A 14,159-nucleotide genomic window follows, 5' to 3' on the forward strand; every position below is an offset into this window, starting at 1 on the left:
GAGTTGCGCACGACCGCTACGACGAGGTCGGCCTCGGACAGCACCGCGGCCGGCGTGGCCCGGCTGCGGAACCGGCCGCAGTCCGCCAGGACGTCGACCGTCTCCAAGTCCAGGAACAGCGAGGTCAGCCGTCGCCAATCCAGGCTGTCGGCTTCCCGCGGAGAACCTGCGCCGGCCAGCAGGTGGTGGCGACCGGTGCCGTCCGGCAGGACGAGCAGCTGGCTCGACATCGCCCGGTGCAGCGGCATGGTCCGTGCCTGCAGCATCAGCTCGAAGACGCCGGTCCGGCCGTGGCTGCCATCCGGGTCGAACACGCCGAGCGCGCGCCCACCGGTCGGGTCGCACTCGGCGACCACCGCATGGCGCGGCCAGACCCAGGTCAGTGCCAGCGCAGCCATTGAGACGCCTGGGCTGCCATTCACGGAGACGAAGGAGATCAGCACGTCGATCACCGGCCCTTCGGCAGCACGACGATCGCGACACCGCCGGCCGAGGCTCGAGAGGCCAGCTGGACACCGTTCGCTTCCGGCACCACGACGTCCACCACCTGCGTCGAGGTCGCGTCGCGTTCGCTCACGCTGATCACCGCACCGCGAACCGGCGGCCACGCTTCGGAACCGGCAGGTACGAGAAGAATCGGCTGGCGAGGTTGCAACGGCGCAGCGGGCAGCTGCCCCGGCTTCACCGGAACGCCGATCAGCTGTTGCCCGGCGCTGGGCACGGTTGCCGAGTCCGACACCGCGTCCGGCGTCACGATCTCGCCCGGCTGGAAGTCGGTTGATGACGTCCGGCCGACGACGTCGAACCGCCGCTCCCACGGCAACGGCCGGACACCTGGGTCAGGCCGGACCTGGACCTCACGCAACGCCTCCGCGGTGATGGTCTCGCCGTATCGGACCGGCCGGGCCACGCCGACCGCGGCTACCGCGTCGTCGGTCGCCCGGAAGATCCAGACGATGCCCGCGGCCGAGACCGCCGACAGCACCACGCCGAGCAGGACAAGCAGCTTCGACCGGCGACGCCGGGGCGGCCGGAGCGGAACCGGCGCCGGTGGCGGGGCGTCAGGCACTCCGCGCAGCTGCTGCACCCGGGTGGTCATCGCGGGCCCCGGGTGTTCAGCGTGCGGATCTCACGGACGGGCAGGCGAGCCGACGAGGTCAGTGTCATCGTCCGGAACGCGCTCTGTCCGCCGCCGGACCAGCGGATCTCCCAGCGGCTCGTCGCGTTGATGCCGGCCACTCCCCCGGCGATGAGGCCGCGGTAGACGTGACCGCAGGTCGGTGACGGCCGTCCGGCCTGTTCGTCGCTGAACTCGGTGCCGGGCCCAGCGCAGTTGACCGATGCCCCGTCGCCCATGGACCAGTCGATCTTGGCCAACGTCGCCGTGGCGGTCACGGTGATCGAACCCGCGCTCGCGGTCCGCGTGATCGGACCGACGGTCGCTTCGCGGCGGGCGGTCCACATCCACACCGGGAAGCCAATCGTCGCACCGTGCGGGGAGTCTGCTGGTGGCGCGAGCCGGATGTCCGGAGCCGACAACCCCATCGCCGAGATGGCCTGTTCGGCCAGCTCGGCCGGCGACACCTGAGGCACGACGACAGGCTGTCCGTTCGGCGCGAACACCACCCGTGGCCAGCCTTGCAGAGCTCCGCCGCCCTGGCAGATCAGCAGCTTCAACGATCCTTCGGACGGCGAGTGGCCACCCCACAGCGGGTCACCCGCGGGCGGGGGCGTCCACGGCTGGTCGACGCAGGCGAACTGCGGCTTACCCGCGGCGTGGCCGCCGGCCTGATGAGCCGGACCGTTGCCGCGCTGAGGCACACCGTCGGCAGGCCGACCGGGGTCGGTGGCCTCGACCCAGCACATCCCGCGGGTGCCGGCCGACTTGCATCCTCCGGGGCCGGTCTGGCCGTACGCCGTCGCAGGCAAGGCGGCAACGACCAGGCCGGCGGCCAGGAGGCAGCTTCCTTTCAGCATGGTTTCTCCAAGCGTGGTTGGACTTGCTGCACCAGCCAGCGGTCGGGGTTCGGGTAACGGACGACCTGGGCTTCGAACTCGTACCGCCGAGGCTGGTCCGGGTTGTCGAGATTCCGGCCGGGCTCGCCGGCCTTGTCGCTCACGAGGTGCTCGTCGGTGGCATCGAGGCAGTCGGTGACAACCACCCGTGGTGGCTCGCCAAGCGACACCGAGGTCACCTTCGGCGCCCGCCCGTACCGGCCGACGGTGTGCGCCGGAACGGAAGCGAGGTTGGCGACCTCGTTGACGTAGTCGGTCAACGCCGGGTCGGCCATGGCCTTCGCCAGCTCGGGCCGCCAGTCCTTCTGGCGGGGCGCGTGCCCGGCCTGTTCACTGATCTGCCAGTAGAGCTCATAGGCGGCCAACGCAGCTCGGGCTGCTTCATCCTCGGGCCGGGCGGTCTTCGAACCCGGCGGCAGCGACACCTCGGAAGGCGACGCGCTCGGCGCCTCCTTACGCGTTTCTGCCGCACAACTCGCCAAACCCGCCGACACAAGAATGAGCGCCGCAACCGAGAACCAGCTTTGCACCATTGTTCAACCTTCCTGATGACCGTTGATCAGGTTCATCAAACCGGGCAAGCGCGACGACGTGAGCCGTCGCAGTTCTGTTCACTCGAATGTGTGCTTCACGCCGGCCCGTAGTAGCCGGGGTCACAGCCCACGCCGCCGTTCCACCAGGCGCCGGTGACACGCCATCTGATGACCGGCTGAAGATCGGTAACACCCGGCCCCACGCAGTAGCGGTAGATGCTGCCCCAGATGTCTTGGACGTCAAGCATGACGGTGGAACCGGTGCCACCGTCGCAATGCCGGTACTCACCCCAGCCCTGATACCCACACGCCCCCTCCAGACCGAAGTGGACAGCGGCATCCGCGGCCGGTGTCAACGCAGCGCCGAGCATGGCGATTGCGATCGAGCCCATTGCAGCAACTCGCCTCGCCAGGCGACGGTATTGCGAATTCGTCATTACGTCCTCCAAACCGATCCATGTTGCTATGAAACCGGTTTACAGGCCGCGGCCCCACGCACTGCAAACGGCGCATGACACGGACTTTGGAGTACCTATGAGCTCCCGCTGAAGTTCACTCTTCTTCGCAAACACCTGAGTCCGCCTGTCGGCGGTTGAGGACGACAGGACTAGAGTGGGATCGGGCTTGCCGTTGCAGTTGATCAAATCTCGACGATGGGGAAACTATGAGTGCTGCGCGTGTCGCGTTGGTCGTCACCTGTGGATTGGCGGCAGCGCTGACAACATGGTTCGCGATCGCACGCTGGGACGACGTGAACAAGATCGCGACGATGACGTCGGCGTTAGGTGCACTGGCAGCAGTGGGCATCGCGGTATGGGCCGCGGTGCGCACACCGCCAGCCGCGAAGTCGGCAACTGTGTCCGACACCGGCCCAGCCAGGGCCGACACCGGCGGCAAAGCGACCACCGGTATCTCCGGCAAGGCGAACGTCCTCGACGCTCGCATATGCGTGGAGCGCACAGGCCGAGCCGAAGCTTCCGGAGGAGGGGACGCGGTCACCGGCATCCAACTGGATTGACATCGCATTTGACATCGCTCAACAAAGTTCTGGATTGAACAAATGACAAATGAACAGCCGAGCCGGAACACTGTCACTGACAGTGGCACGGCCACTGCACCTGGCGGCTACGCCAACTCCGGCGTGCATCTCGGTGACGTTAACTTGGCGACCGGGGCCCCCGTGCGAACGCGGTATCGCGAGCAGGTGAAGCGGATCGCTCCGCCTCAGTTGGTCGGACGGGACGCCGAACTCGCTGAACTGACTGAGTTTTGCTGCACACCCGAGACGGCTGGCAAGTACTCCTGGTGGATTGGCAGGGCATGGTCAGGCAAGTCGGCACTAATGTCTTGGTTCGCGCTAAACCCACCTGTCAACGTCAGAGTTGTGTCGTTTTTCGTGACGGCACGACTGGCGAGCCAGAACGATCGAAATGCGTTCATCGACAACGTGATGGAGCAACTGCTGGCCCTTCTTGGCGAGACGATGCCTCCGTTCATGACCGAGTCCACGCGCGAGGCGCACCTGTTGGGCCTCCTTACTGAAGCAGCCGAGTGCTGCCATCGTCGCGGCGAGCAGTTTCTCCTCCTCGTCGACGGGCTCGATGAAGACAGAGGGGAACACGACAGTTCAGACTCACACAGTATCGCCGCCCTTCTCCCTGCGGAACTACCAGCCGGGATGCGTGCGATCGTCGCCAGTAGGCCGAATCCTCCGATCCCTACCGACGTACCAGCGTTTCACCCACTACATGACCAGTCGGTCATCCACCGGCTAGCACCCTCGCCGAAGGCACAAGCCACGCGAACAGCGATGGAACGCGAACTGAAGCGACTGTTGCGCAGTACAGTCGCCGAGCAGGACTTGCTCGGCCTGGTCGCCGCAGCAGGCGGCGGACTGTCTTCGCCGGACTTGGCGGAGCTAACCGGATCGTCAACGTGGGACATCGACGACCATCTACGGACTGTGACCGGACGGACCTTCTCTGTACGCAACAGTCACATTAGCCCTGACGGAGCCAATGTATTCCTGCTAGGCCACGAGCAACTTCAGGTCACAGCCTTGGAAATGTTAGGCGAACGTCGCATGATCGGTTACCGCGAGCGTATCCACGCGTGGGCTGGCCAGTATCAGGAAAAACAATGGCCGCCGGAAACGCCAGAATATCTGCTTCACGGCTACTTCCACATGCTTCAAGCGGCCGGCGACGCGCGAAGAATGACGGACTGCGCTACCGATATCGCCCGCCAGGACCGTATGCTCAGCTTGTCAGGAGGCGACGCACTTATCCTGACCGAAATCGCCGCAACCCAAAGCATGATCGCGAACCAAACCGAGCCAGCTTTAGCTGAGATGATTCGCCTTTCTATCCACCGAGATCACCTTCTCGCTCGCAACCGAAGCATTCCAACAGAGCTGCCTGCCGCCTGGGCAGCACTGGGCCAGATAAAACGAGCCGAATCCCTCATTAAATCAATACCCAAACCTGAAGATCGAATCTACGCATCGATTTTTGCGGCCGCCTCATTAAAGCAGCAGCATGGCGCCACCGAAGAAATTAGAGAACTACTTGGCACTGCCGAAGCTACAGCCGCTGCCGTCGCATCCAGACCCGGAGACCACGCAGATGTCTTGTACGCAGCCGTTGAGGCATTGATTAATTTCGACAACATCGATCGAGCCGAGATCCTTGCACGTTCCATCCATTGGCCATCAGGAAAACCGTCAGGGTTAGAATTGGTGATCGATAATCTGATTCATGTTGGTGAAGTAGAGCACGCCGAAGCGATCGCACAATCCATAACCGATCCGAACAGCAAAGCAAGAGCATTAGGTTCGGTAGTCAAAGCAATCAGCAAAGCCGGCCACATCGAGCACGCAGAAGCAATAGCCGCTTCGAGCAACTACTCAGTTTTCCAGGTGCGGCTACTTGCAACTATCTCAAAGACATTGATTGAGTTCGGCAAGCACAAACAGGCATCCAAGCTCCTTGAACGCGCCGAGACCATCGCGGGTTCTGCGGCCCCCTTCGAGCAAGTGCAAGCACTGGCTTCCATCGCCGTCACTCTCGCCTTTGCGGGCAACAGTAACGAGTTAAACAAAATTACAGAACGCGCTGAGACGCTCGCATACGCAGCCCCTCGACCCGAGCGCATACAGATGCTGGTGACCGTAGCCGAAACTCTGGCGACGATTGGCAATTGTTCGCGCTCCGAAGCAGTCGCGCGTTTAGTTCCGGATGCCGATTGGCGAGCAGAGTCGCTTATACTTGCCATCCGATCCTTCCTCAAATCAAATGATGTCGATCGCGCCGAAGCAATCGCAATGGGTATACCCGGTCTTTTCTATCGAGTTCAGGCACTCATACCGGTAGCCGAAGCACTTGCCGAGACTAACCAAGTCGACCACGCCGAGACGCTCGCATACTCCATCAAAAATAGGTTCGGCCGATCCGAGATGCTGGCATCCATCGCAACATCTTTGATCAAAACTGGCAATCTGCTCCGCGCCGAATCCGTCGCCATTCGCATTATTTCCGACCCCGAGAAGATGTACATACTAGAACTACTGGCTGGAGCGTTTGCAAAATCTGGAGACTTCAGTCGCGCACTAAAAATCGCGCACCTCACGGATGACCCGAGCCAACAAGCCCAGATACTCACTTCAGTAGCCAGGGCCATGACGATCATCAACGACCGCGAGGCCGCAAACGACGTCCTTCAACGCAGCGAGAAACTCGCTCGATCAGTCAACAATCTTGAGCGTGAGACAAAAGAACTGATTTCGCTCGCCGACAAGCTAACAAGCGCCAACCTGCATAGTCAGGCACGCACCGTCATAGACCGCACGAAAACTGAAGTCGACCGCATAGCCGACTTAGAAATACGTGCACGAGCGCAGGTGTCAATAGCTGACGTCCTGGTCAAGCTAGGGGATCTCACACAGGCAGAGATGATGGCGCGCAGTATTGCAATTCAAAGCTACCGGGGGAAAGCACTGGGATCAATTGTCGAGAAGCTAGCCAAGGTCGGACTACTTTCCCAAGCAGAATCACTTATTAAATCAACTGACGATTATGGTGAACAAGTGAAGATGCTTGTATCACTAGCCGAAGGTATGAGTAAATCGAGCAAGCGTGCACATTCACAAGAGACACTCGAGCGCGCACTAAATATGGTCCTCTCGCGCTACGATGACCCATCTAAGCACAACGAACTCCTAACCCTAATACTCGTCGGTTTTATTAGGATCAGGCATCTCGAACCCGCTGCGCAAATTGCGCGAATCATGAGCCCGGGCGAGATGCAAAGTACTGCGGCCGCGACTGCCATCGAGGCCATGATTGAGGCTGGCATGACAAGAGATGCAGAGAGATTAGCGCGCTCAATCGTCGACCCCATTGGCCAAACACACGCACAGATCTCGATTGCCAGGAAACTCGCCAAGTCCAATAACAATAACCGCCTTGCAGATCTGGTCCAGAAGGTTATTTCTATAACGCGCTCCCGGGCTAGCGCATCTGACTTAGAACTACTCATTCAACCACTAATCAAAGCTGTTGCCGAAAATTGCGATATGAGGAGCGTCGATACTATCGTGCAATCTATCGCCGACCCCGTCCTACAAGTTCAAGCGTTGACTTGGGCTGCCGAGGCAACTTCTCTAACAAAATCAAGAGACCAGCCGCACAAGCTCCTCGATCAAGCCGAGGCAATCGCGCGCGCCATTACCGACCACGGCGATTCGGGATTGGCGTTAGATATTCTGACCGAAGAGTTGGTCAGACAAGACAGACTCGACCACGCCGAGGAAGTAGCACGTTCCATTGCCGGCGGCGACTGGCAGATAGACGCCCTTTCCGTCGTAGCTGACGCACTATTCAAAGCTGAAGAAACCGATCGCGCGGAAGCAGTCACACGTTCGATACCCGACTCCGACATACAGTCCCAATTACTAATCAAAGCAACCCGAAATTGCGCTCGCCATCGCAGAGTGCAGGCTCTTGCGGAAGCCTTAAGAAACTCAAGCTGGCACCAAGCGGCTCCAGACGTAATTCAAGTTGAACCAGATACAATGACAGTAATCATAGAGGAACTGGATCGCCTAGCACTGCAACGACAGCACTAGATCCTCGGACATGCAATTAGTCCGTCCAGTCGATGTGGTGCTGGGTGAGCCATGCCGCCGTGTTCCGTGGCCCGCTCTTGAGCCTCTTGGAGATCGCTATGTCCCGGAGGATCCGCTTGATCGGGCCGGGCGTGGCCGTGCCGCCCATCTTCGCGCTGGTCGCCACCAAGCGCTCGACTCGCTCCCGGCGCTGCTGCTCGTAGGCCCGGAACGCCGCCGCGGGTTCCCGTAGGTCGCGCAGGCACTTGGCCAGGACGACGGCGTCCTCCATGGCCATCGAGGCACCGTGTCCGGCGTTCGGCGCCGCGGCGTGGGCGGCGTCGCCGATGACGATCATCCGGCCGTCGTGCCACGTCGGCGTGGAGGCGATGTCGTAGCCGTTGCTCGCGCGGATCTGCTCCGACGCCTCGACGATTGCAGTCGCCGGTGACCGGTCACGGCGAAGCAGCGCCGTCGCCTGTCGCTTCCACTCGTCCAGCGAAGTCGACGCGAGCTCGGCCTTCGACAGCTCTGGACGCGGCAGGTTCACGAACCACCACGTCTCGCCGTCGGGCGCGGTCGTGTAGGCGAAGAAGACGCGCTTGCCGTAGATCATCCGGTACACGCCCGGCACCGGGTCGACCGGCGCTTGCCGGGCATAGCCGCAGAGCACGACCGTTCCGGTGTAGCGCGGCTCGGGCGCCTCCGGGTCGATGAGCACCCGGGCCGCCGAGTGGATGCCGTCGGCGCCGATCAGCAGGTCGCCTTCGCGGCGGGAGCCGTCCGAGAAGATCGCCGCCACGCCGTGGTCAAGGTTGGTGTCGACGTCCTCGAGCCGTTCGCCGTGCTCGATCTGGATTCCGCGCCGGGTAGCCTCCTCGTGCAGCACCCGATACAGCTCGGCCCGCTTGATGGTGTGCGGCCCGTACGCGCCGGCGGAACCGCCACCGATGGGTGCTTCGCCGAGCTTCTTGCCCGAGCCGCTCCAGAACAACGCACGGTCAGCCGGGAAGGACGCCTGCAGCACCGGCTTGTCGGCGTCGATCGCGTGCAGGGCGTCGAAGCCGTTGTTCATGATCGTCATAAAGGCGCCGACGTCGTCCGCGCCCGTCTCGTGAGCTTCGTAGACGACGGAATCGATGCCCGCCTTCTGGAGGGCCATGGCCGTGACCGGGCCCGCAATGCCTCCGCCGATGATCAACGCCTTGGTCATACCGCTCCCCTCGTCTCCAAGCCCCGTGCCAACCGCACCAGCTCGCGGACGTCAGCGTCCAGCCCGTCGCCTTCCGGCAGCGCGACCGGCACCGCCTTCGCCGGAACGGGTTCACCGGCCGCGTGGACGGCAAGCGCCTGCCGCAGACGGCTCGGAAGATCGGCGGAAACGTCGGTCCGCTCCAGATACGGGCTGATCCGCACCAGGCCGTCGCGGCATTCGACGACCCGGCGGTAATACCTGCGGTGCGTCCCCCGCAGGCGCAGCGCGTCACGCCATGGCGCGGCCGGCACCCGGTCCAGTGCGTCATCCGGGAACTCCGCGTGCAGCACTGTCCACAATGGTGCGAGCTGCTGGTACCCGCGGCGGTGACGCCACCAGATCCGCAACGCACCCACCCTGGTCATCACGGCGGGATAGCTGACTCCGGCCAGGAACAGCAGGACACCCGGCATCAGCAGGGCGGTGACGGCGATGGCGCCCGCCACCGTCCCGGCGGATCCGGCGCGATCAGCGACGCCAACGTGGTAGATCAATCCCAGCACGATCGCGGGCACGAAGACGCAGTTCGCCAGAACGATCGCGACCAGGCCGACGGCCGCGATCCGCAGCCCTCGCGCCGGCCTGCCGCCCGCTTCGCGCGCGTACCGCCAAGCCCAAACTGCCGCCGTGGCGAAACCGAGTGCCATGAATACGTCGGCTGCGATGAAGAAGACCGCCACGCTGGGTACCGACTGGTCGTTGGTCCGAGCGGACGCCGGTGTCGCCAGCGCGGCGACGAGGAGCACGACCTCGGCCGCCAGCAGCAGGGCGGCGTACCAGGCGGCGCGTCGCCGGGCGACCGCTCGCTCCCGCGCCGAGAACAGGAAGAAGCACACGAGGCTGTACACGCCGACCAGCAGAATGCCGTGCTGGATCAGTCGCGAGATCATCGGCGGCAGACCCAGCACGTGGGCGCTCTTGCTGGCCGCCGCCCCGAACGGGAACGCGACGGCCAGGCACGCCACGAACGCCGTCACGGCGCGCAGGGCGGCGTTTCTCGGGTTCCGCGCCAGCCTCCCGGCCAGCCACAGCAGCAGGACCGCCGACACGATCCCGTACGCGAGGACCAGAGGTGTCACAGCCACCCCAGCCGGCCTTCGAGGGCAGCTCCCATTTCCTGAGCAGCCCCGCTCGATCTTCCACTGACGCCGACCTGGTCCAGGACCGACGCCCACTCGAGGATGATCGTCGCTGTCGTTTCGGCCTCGCGCTCCTGGTCGGTGTCGTACGAGGTGCGCCGCAGCGCCCGCCGAACGGCGTCCGGCTCGAGATCCGGGTACCGCTGACGCAAGCTGTCCGGCGACATGTCCGGGTACATCCCGGCGAGGAGTTCGTCGTCGCACGGATCGCTCTCGTGGCCGGCCAGCAAGTGGCCCAGCTCGTGCAGGATGATGTGGTTCTGGTGCGGCTTGCTGGTTTCACGCTGGTAGAGGATGTAGTCCGCCGGGCGCGTGCTGATCCACACGCCGAAGGGGCCGGGCACCGGGATGGAGTGGGCCAGCAGCTTGATCGGCTTGCCGCGGCGTTCACCGACTCGCCGGCACAGCTCGACGACGTCCAGTGGAGGCTGGATGTCCAGTTCCTTCAGCAACCGCCGGCAGCGACGGCGCAGCAGCCGCTCGTTCATCGCTCCCCTCGCTCCCGCGCTGCTTGCTGGTCGCGGTAGACGACGTCTAGCAAGTCCATGACGAGCTGGCGGCGATCCGGCGTCAGCTCGCCGGCCCGCATCGCGATCCGCTGCGCTTCCTGGTCACCGGCGTTCGCCTTGAGCCGTTCCCGTTCAGCTTCCAGCTCGCGCAGCTGCTGGTCGACGCGGTCGGTCACGTCGTCGTCGAAGAAGTAGTTGACCGGTACCCCGAAGAACTTGGCGAGCCCCTCGACGTGCTTGATCGTCGGGTTGTCCCGCTTCCGCTTGCGCAGCTGCCAGACGTACGTGCCCGAGATCTTTGTACCCGCGGTCGTGATCGAGTCCGCGGCGAAGTCGTTGCTGTACTCGTCGCCCTCCGGTGACTTCGTGACGGCGAACAGGTGGTTCAGCTTGTCCGCGAAGTCACGCCCGCGTTCGGCCATCACCCCTCCTCCAGCTCCCCTCGACGGTACCGCTCACCAGGCGTCTTAACTGAAATTAAGACCCGATCAGGTGAATGCCCGTTCGATAGTTGAGACGTGACCTGCGAAAACTTAAGATCAACAGCCTGGGGTGATCGAACCGGGGAGGGAACGATGACTCGACCGAGCACGCAAGCGATCACCGCCGAGGACGCCGAGCGCTTGCGCAAGCTGCACGACGCGAGGCAGCTCTTCGCCGGCGATTGGATGACGGCGATCCTGCTGGCGTTGAAGAGCGGCCCGAAGCACTACACGGAGCTGCTCGACTTGGTCGGCTCGCTCAACGACGCCGCGGCGGCGAACAGCTGGTCCGGGAGGCCGCGGGTGCTCCACGCCAGCGTCCTGACGCGCACGTTGAAGACGATGACGGCCGACCGCCTGATCGTCCGCAACCAGGAAGCTGGCGTGTTCCCGCCGTCGGTCGTCTACTCGCTGGCACCGGCAACGCGGGAAGCCCTGGAAGCCATGCAGCCGCTCGCGGACTGGGTGAGCCGGCACGCGGACATCGTCAATCAGGCACGACACCGCCGAAGCGCGGACGCTGACAGCGGCCGCCGCTCAGCCTGAAGCAGCGGCGATCGTGCCGCAAACGAAGGCGACCGTGACCATGGACGGCCCCATCGGCACCTGCCCCTCCCGGAATGAATACCTGTGGAGCAGCACGCCAACCAAGCCCATTACCGCAGTGAGCACGTAAGTCGCGAGGAGGCCACCCAGGACCCACGGCCAACCGAACCAGCCGAGCAGGATGCCGACGCTTGGAGCGAGCTTGACGTCGCCCGGCCCCGGCTGTCCGGTCATCAGGTAGGACAGCAGCAACGCCGCACCCCAGGCCGCACCGCCGGCAACGGCTCGCAAGCCACTCCCGAAGTCGTTGCTGACAACCGCGGCCGCGAGGGCGGTTACAACGACGGCGCCGCAAAGCGGCAGGCTGAACCGGTCCGGGATGCGGTGCTCAAGCCCATCGACGACTGCCGCGGGAATCGCCAGGGCCGCAAACGCCACTCCGAAGGCGATGGTGACCGGCGGCCAGACCGCCACCGCTGCTCCGGCAGCCGAGACAGCCACGGCAGTCGCGATCACGGCCCAACGCGGCAGCCTCGTGACCGATCGTCGCACCATGAGAATGACCGCAGGTGTCAGCACCAAGCCCACCGCCAGCCCGACAGCCAGACGCACCACCCAGCACCCACCCACGATCGAAAAGACCCGAGATGATCATCGTAGGTTTCGAGCCGCGGGTTCGCCTCCGCGTCAGTTCTTGCAGGCCGCGATCAGAGACGAACTCGGCAGGCCGTCGGGTGCGCCACTGACGTCCTCGTCGAGCACGTGCAGCTCGAACCGAGCCATGTCGTAGCCACCGGCCTCCCAGGCGAGGTCGCTGTCGCCGAAGCGCCACTCCCGACCGCTTGCGCGCTCCCTCAGCAACCACGCCATGGCGACCTCCGGCTCAGCGATCCGACTTCGGCGCGGAGGAACCTACCAGGGGCATAGAACGTGCGTTCGATGACCGCAGACGGCGCCGTCGGCACGAACCGGCCAGCCATAATGCTCGACGAACTCGAGTAGCGCGCAAGCACTTTGCCCCGCGCGCTGACCGAGTGCGGCGTTCGACGGAGGCCCTACCTTGTCAGGTCCCCGAGCAGCGCCCGCCACGACCGTTCCGAGAAGGCCAGCTGGCCCGCCTCAGGCGCCTTGCTGTCCCGGACGTCGACCACCGAACCGAGTTCGGCGTCGAGCCGAACTTCCACGCAATCACCCTTATCCGGGCTGTAGCTCGACTTGAACCACTTGCCTGGCTCGAACCGCATCGTCATTCCTGCTCCAGTTCGTGTCGAACCTCCGCGATGAACTCCGCGGTCTGCGTAGTACTCATCGCCTTCTCTTGCACCGCTTTGGCGGCACGCCGGTGCCGTGCGACGTCTTCCGGTGAGCGGAGTGTCAGGCCGCTGCCGTGCAGTTCCAAGCTCACGACCGGTGGCGCCTGGTCGGACTCGATGAGCGTGAAGCTGCCCACCAGCAGCGGCGACCAGCCGGCCGAATACGGCACGAGCCGGAGTTCCACGTTCGGCAGCTCACCCATCTCCAGGAGGTACTGGAGCTGATCGGCCCACACGGCCGGCCCGCCGATGCGGTATCGGATCGCGGCTTCTCCCAGCACGACCTCGAGCCGCGCCGGGTTCCGGCGGGTGATGAGGTCACGACGGCCGATCCGGGTCAGCACCCGCTCCTCGATCTCCGCCTCTGGCACACCAGCCTCATGCATCTGCGCGCGAATCGCATCAGCGGTCTGCAGCACGCCGGGGATCACGAGCGGCGCGAGGTGCGTGACCTCAGTCGCGGTTCGCTCCGCGGCGAGCAACTCCGCCAGTTCTACGCGCCGCTCCGGCAGCGTCACCGAGAAACGGCGTGACTGGCCAACACCCGCAGCAAGCGCCAGCAACCGGTCAGCCTCATCTCCCTCGATCTCCAACACGTCGACGATCGCCTGCACGTCATCCACCGAAGGCGTCCGCTCGCCGCTTTCCCAACGCGAGACGAGTCCCGCACTGGTCTGACCGATGAGCACCCCGAGCTTGCGCTGCGAAACGCCGCGAAGATCGCGCGCAGCGCAGATCGCTTCGCCAAGCGGGGAGCCCGGGAACTTGCGGGTGATGCCAGCCATGCATCAGATGCTACGACAGCCAACAAGCAGGTTGAGCGCTAGGACAACCGATGACAGCAGTTCACCCCATCAGGTTCTTGCGCCCGCCAGTCAGCAGCGATGACACTGATGCGCATCAGTCGTCATCACCTGTCATCACTTGACAGCGGTGGAGAGAGCCTACCCGGGAGCGAATCGTGTCAGAACCCGCTGGAGCAGACGCGTTGTCGTCCCGGCACGAAGCCTCGACGGCTCGGCAAGCCAAGTCGTCGTCGGCGTGTTGGCAACGAATGACGGCCCGAAGCGCGCGGTCATGGTCGGCCACGACTGCGACCCGGTCGTGTTGCCACGGCAAGCCATGGCCGAACTCGTCAGCCATGCCCGCGCCATGCTGACCGAGAACATCCCTGAAGACCGGACGTGACAACCAAAGTCTTCGACAGGTGGCACTGCACCAGGACGCCACCACAGTCGCCGTTCGCTCGGAAATCACCCTGA

The 14,159-nt window shown here is 64.1% G+C and carries 16 protein-coding genes; 4 read left to right on the top strand and 12 right to left on the bottom strand.

Annotated features, from left to right (window positions below):
• Window positions 1-448: 448 nt before the first annotated feature.
• The 4 genes from ACLJQE_RS38705 to ACLJQE_RS38720 form a co-directional block, all read right to left on the bottom strand.
• Window positions 449-1,099: an SAF domain-containing protein gene (locus ACLJQE_RS38705; protein WP_410644582.1), complete on the bottom strand. Its 651-nt coding sequence runs from the start codon at window positions 1,097-1,099 to the stop codon at window positions 449-451.
• Window positions 1,096-1,977, bottom strand: a complete 882-nt coding sequence (locus tag ACLJQE_RS38710; protein ID WP_410644583.1) for a hypothetical protein — start codon at window positions 1,975-1,977, stop codon at window positions 1,096-1,098. The genes ACLJQE_RS38705 and ACLJQE_RS38710 overlap by 4 nt, the downstream gene beginning before the upstream one ends.
• On the bottom strand, window positions 1,971-2,549 hold the full coding sequence (locus ACLJQE_RS38715; protein ID WP_410644584.1) for a hypothetical protein: 579 nt from the start codon (window positions 2,547-2,549) through the stop codon (window positions 1,971-1,973). The genes ACLJQE_RS38710 and ACLJQE_RS38715 overlap by 7 nt, the downstream gene beginning before the upstream one ends.
• Before the next feature lie 95 nt (window positions 2,550-2,644).
• A complete protein-coding gene (locus ACLJQE_RS38720) occupies window positions 2,645-2,986 on the bottom strand; it encodes a DUF6355 family natural product biosynthesis protein (RefSeq protein ID WP_410644585.1) in 342 nt (113 codons plus the stop codon).
• Window positions 2,987-3,213: 227 nt separating this feature from the next.
• Between ACLJQE_RS38720 and ACLJQE_RS38725 the strand changes: the two genes are divergently transcribed.
• Together ACLJQE_RS38725 and ACLJQE_RS38730 are read left to right on the top strand one after the other, a co-directional pair.
• Window positions 3,214-3,567, top strand: a complete 354-nt coding sequence (locus ACLJQE_RS38725; RefSeq protein ID WP_410644586.1) for a hypothetical protein — start codon at window positions 3,214-3,216, stop codon at window positions 3,565-3,567.
• A gap of 366 nt (window positions 3,568-3,933) precedes the next feature.
• The gene (locus ACLJQE_RS38730; protein ID WP_410644587.1) at window positions 3,934-7,674 is read left to right on the top strand and encodes a tetratricopeptide repeat protein; all 3,741 of its coding nucleotides are present in this window, start codon (window positions 3,934-3,936) and stop codon (window positions 7,672-7,674) included.
• A 16-nt stretch (window positions 7,675-7,690) separates the two neighbouring features.
• On the opposite strand, the gene ACLJQE_RS38735 is transcribed toward ACLJQE_RS38730, so the two are convergent.
• Genes ACLJQE_RS38735 through ACLJQE_RS38750 form a run of 4 tightly spaced genes read right to left on the bottom strand, consistent with a single transcriptional unit; the run spans window position 7,691 to window position 10,978 of the window.
• A complete protein-coding gene (locus tag ACLJQE_RS38735; RefSeq protein ID WP_410644588.1) occupies window positions 7,691-8,866 on the bottom strand; it encodes an FAD-dependent oxidoreductase in 1,176 nt (391 codons plus the stop codon).
• Window positions 8,863-9,987 carry an MAB_1171c family putative transporter gene (locus tag ACLJQE_RS38740; protein ID WP_410644589.1) on the bottom strand — a complete coding sequence of 375 codons (1,125 nt, stop codon included), beginning with the start codon at window positions 9,985-9,987 and terminating at the stop codon, window positions 8,863-8,865. The genes ACLJQE_RS38735 and ACLJQE_RS38740 overlap by 4 nt, the downstream gene beginning before the upstream one ends.
• Entirely contained in the window at window positions 9,984-10,535 is a 552-nt protein-coding gene (locus ACLJQE_RS38745) for a hypothetical protein (RefSeq protein ID WP_410644590.1), read from the bottom strand. Before ACLJQE_RS38745 ends, ACLJQE_RS38740 begins: the two co-directional genes overlap by 4 nt.
• A complete protein-coding gene (locus ACLJQE_RS38750; protein WP_410644591.1) occupies window positions 10,532-10,978 on the bottom strand; it encodes an XRE family transcriptional regulator in 447 nt (148 codons plus the stop codon). The genes ACLJQE_RS38745 and ACLJQE_RS38750 overlap by 4 nt, the downstream gene beginning before the upstream one ends.
• 153 nt (window positions 10,979-11,131) lie before the next feature.
• Between ACLJQE_RS38750 and ACLJQE_RS38755 the strand changes: the two genes are divergently transcribed.
• On the top strand, window positions 11,132-11,584 hold the full coding sequence (locus tag ACLJQE_RS38755) for a winged helix-turn-helix transcriptional regulator (protein ID WP_410644592.1): 453 nt from the start codon (window positions 11,132-11,134) through the stop codon (window positions 11,582-11,584).
• Here ACLJQE_RS38755 and ACLJQE_RS38760 read toward each other — a convergent pair.
• The 4 genes from ACLJQE_RS38760 to ACLJQE_RS38775 form a co-directional block, all read right to left on the bottom strand.
• Window positions 11,576-12,199 (bottom strand): prepilin peptidase, encoded by a 624-nt coding sequence (locus ACLJQE_RS38760; RefSeq protein WP_410644593.1) that lies wholly within the window; start codon window positions 12,197-12,199, stop codon window positions 11,576-11,578. The two genes, ACLJQE_RS38755 and ACLJQE_RS38760, sit on opposite strands and share 9 nt — an antisense overlap.
• Window positions 12,200-12,271: 72 nt before the next feature.
• Window positions 12,272-12,454: a hypothetical protein gene (locus ACLJQE_RS38765; RefSeq protein ID WP_410644594.1), complete on the bottom strand. Its 183-nt coding sequence runs from the start codon at window positions 12,452-12,454 to the stop codon at window positions 12,272-12,274.
• Between the two features lie 185 nt (window positions 12,455-12,639).
• Window positions 12,640-12,834: a DUF397 domain-containing protein gene (locus ACLJQE_RS38770; protein WP_410644595.1), complete on the bottom strand. Its 195-nt coding sequence runs from the start codon at window positions 12,832-12,834 to the stop codon at window positions 12,640-12,642.
• Window positions 12,831-13,682, bottom strand: a complete 852-nt coding sequence (locus tag ACLJQE_RS38775; protein WP_410644596.1) for a helix-turn-helix domain-containing protein — start codon at window positions 13,680-13,682, stop codon at window positions 12,831-12,833. The genes ACLJQE_RS38770 and ACLJQE_RS38775 overlap by 4 nt, the downstream gene beginning before the upstream one ends.
• Before the next feature lie 148 nt (window positions 13,683-13,830).
• Here ACLJQE_RS38775 and ACLJQE_RS38780 point away from each other — a divergent pair, with 148 nt between their 5' ends.
• Window positions 13,831-14,085, top strand: a complete 255-nt coding sequence (locus tag ACLJQE_RS38780; protein WP_410644597.1) for a hypothetical protein — start codon at window positions 13,831-13,833, stop codon at window positions 14,083-14,085.
• Window positions 14,086-14,159: the final 74 nt, after the last annotated feature.

The organism is Amycolatopsis sp. lyj-346 (assembly GCF_046548975.1).
Lineage (GTDB): Bacteria > Actinomycetota > Actinomycetes > Mycobacteriales > Pseudonocardiaceae > Amycolatopsis.

Excerpts from the sequence above, each read along its gene's own strand:
- ACLJQE_RS38705 (WP_410644582.1), bottom strand. The coding sequence starts at position 1,099 with ATGACCACCCGGGTGCAGCAGCTGCGCGGAGTGCCTGACGCCCCGCCA.
- ACLJQE_RS38710 (WP_410644583.1), bottom strand. The coding sequence starts at position 1,977 with ATGCTGAAAGGAAGCTGCCTCCTGGCCGCCGGCCTGGTCGTTGCCGCC.
- ACLJQE_RS38715 (WP_410644584.1), bottom strand. The coding sequence starts at position 2,549 with ATGGTGCAAAGCTGGTTCTCGGTTGCGGCGCTCATTCTTGTGTCGGCG.
- ACLJQE_RS38720 (WP_410644585.1), bottom strand. The coding sequence starts at position 2,986 with ATGACGAATTCGCAATACCGTCGCCTGGCGAGGCGAGTTGCTGCAATG.
- ACLJQE_RS38725 (WP_410644586.1), top strand. The coding sequence starts at position 3,214 with ATGAGTGCTGCGCGTGTCGCGTTGGTCGTCACCTGTGGATTGGCGGCA.
- ACLJQE_RS38735 (WP_410644588.1), bottom strand. The coding sequence starts at position 8,866 with ATGACCAAGGCGTTGATCATCGGCGGAGGCATTGCGGGCCCGGTCACG.
- ACLJQE_RS38745 (WP_410644590.1), bottom strand. The coding sequence starts at position 10,535 with ATGAACGAGCGGCTGCTGCGCCGTCGCTGCCGGCGGTTGCTGAAGGAA.
- ACLJQE_RS38750 (WP_410644591.1), bottom strand. The coding sequence starts at position 10,978 with ATGGCCGAACGCGGGCGTGACTTCGCGGACAAGCTGAACCACCTGTTC.
- ACLJQE_RS38755 (WP_410644592.1), top strand. The coding sequence starts at position 11,132 with ATGACTCGACCGAGCACGCAAGCGATCACCGCCGAGGACGCCGAGCGC.
- ACLJQE_RS38765 (WP_410644594.1), bottom strand. The coding sequence starts at position 12,454 with ATGGCGTGGTTGCTGAGGGAGCGCGCAAGCGGTCGGGAGTGGCGCTTC.
- ACLJQE_RS38770 (WP_410644595.1), bottom strand. The coding sequence starts at position 12,834 with ATGACGATGCGGTTCGAGCCAGGCAAGTGGTTCAAGTCGAGCTACAGC.
- ACLJQE_RS38775 (WP_410644596.1), bottom strand. The coding sequence starts at position 13,682 with ATGGCTGGCATCACCCGCAAGTTCCCGGGCTCCCCGCTTGGCGAAGCG.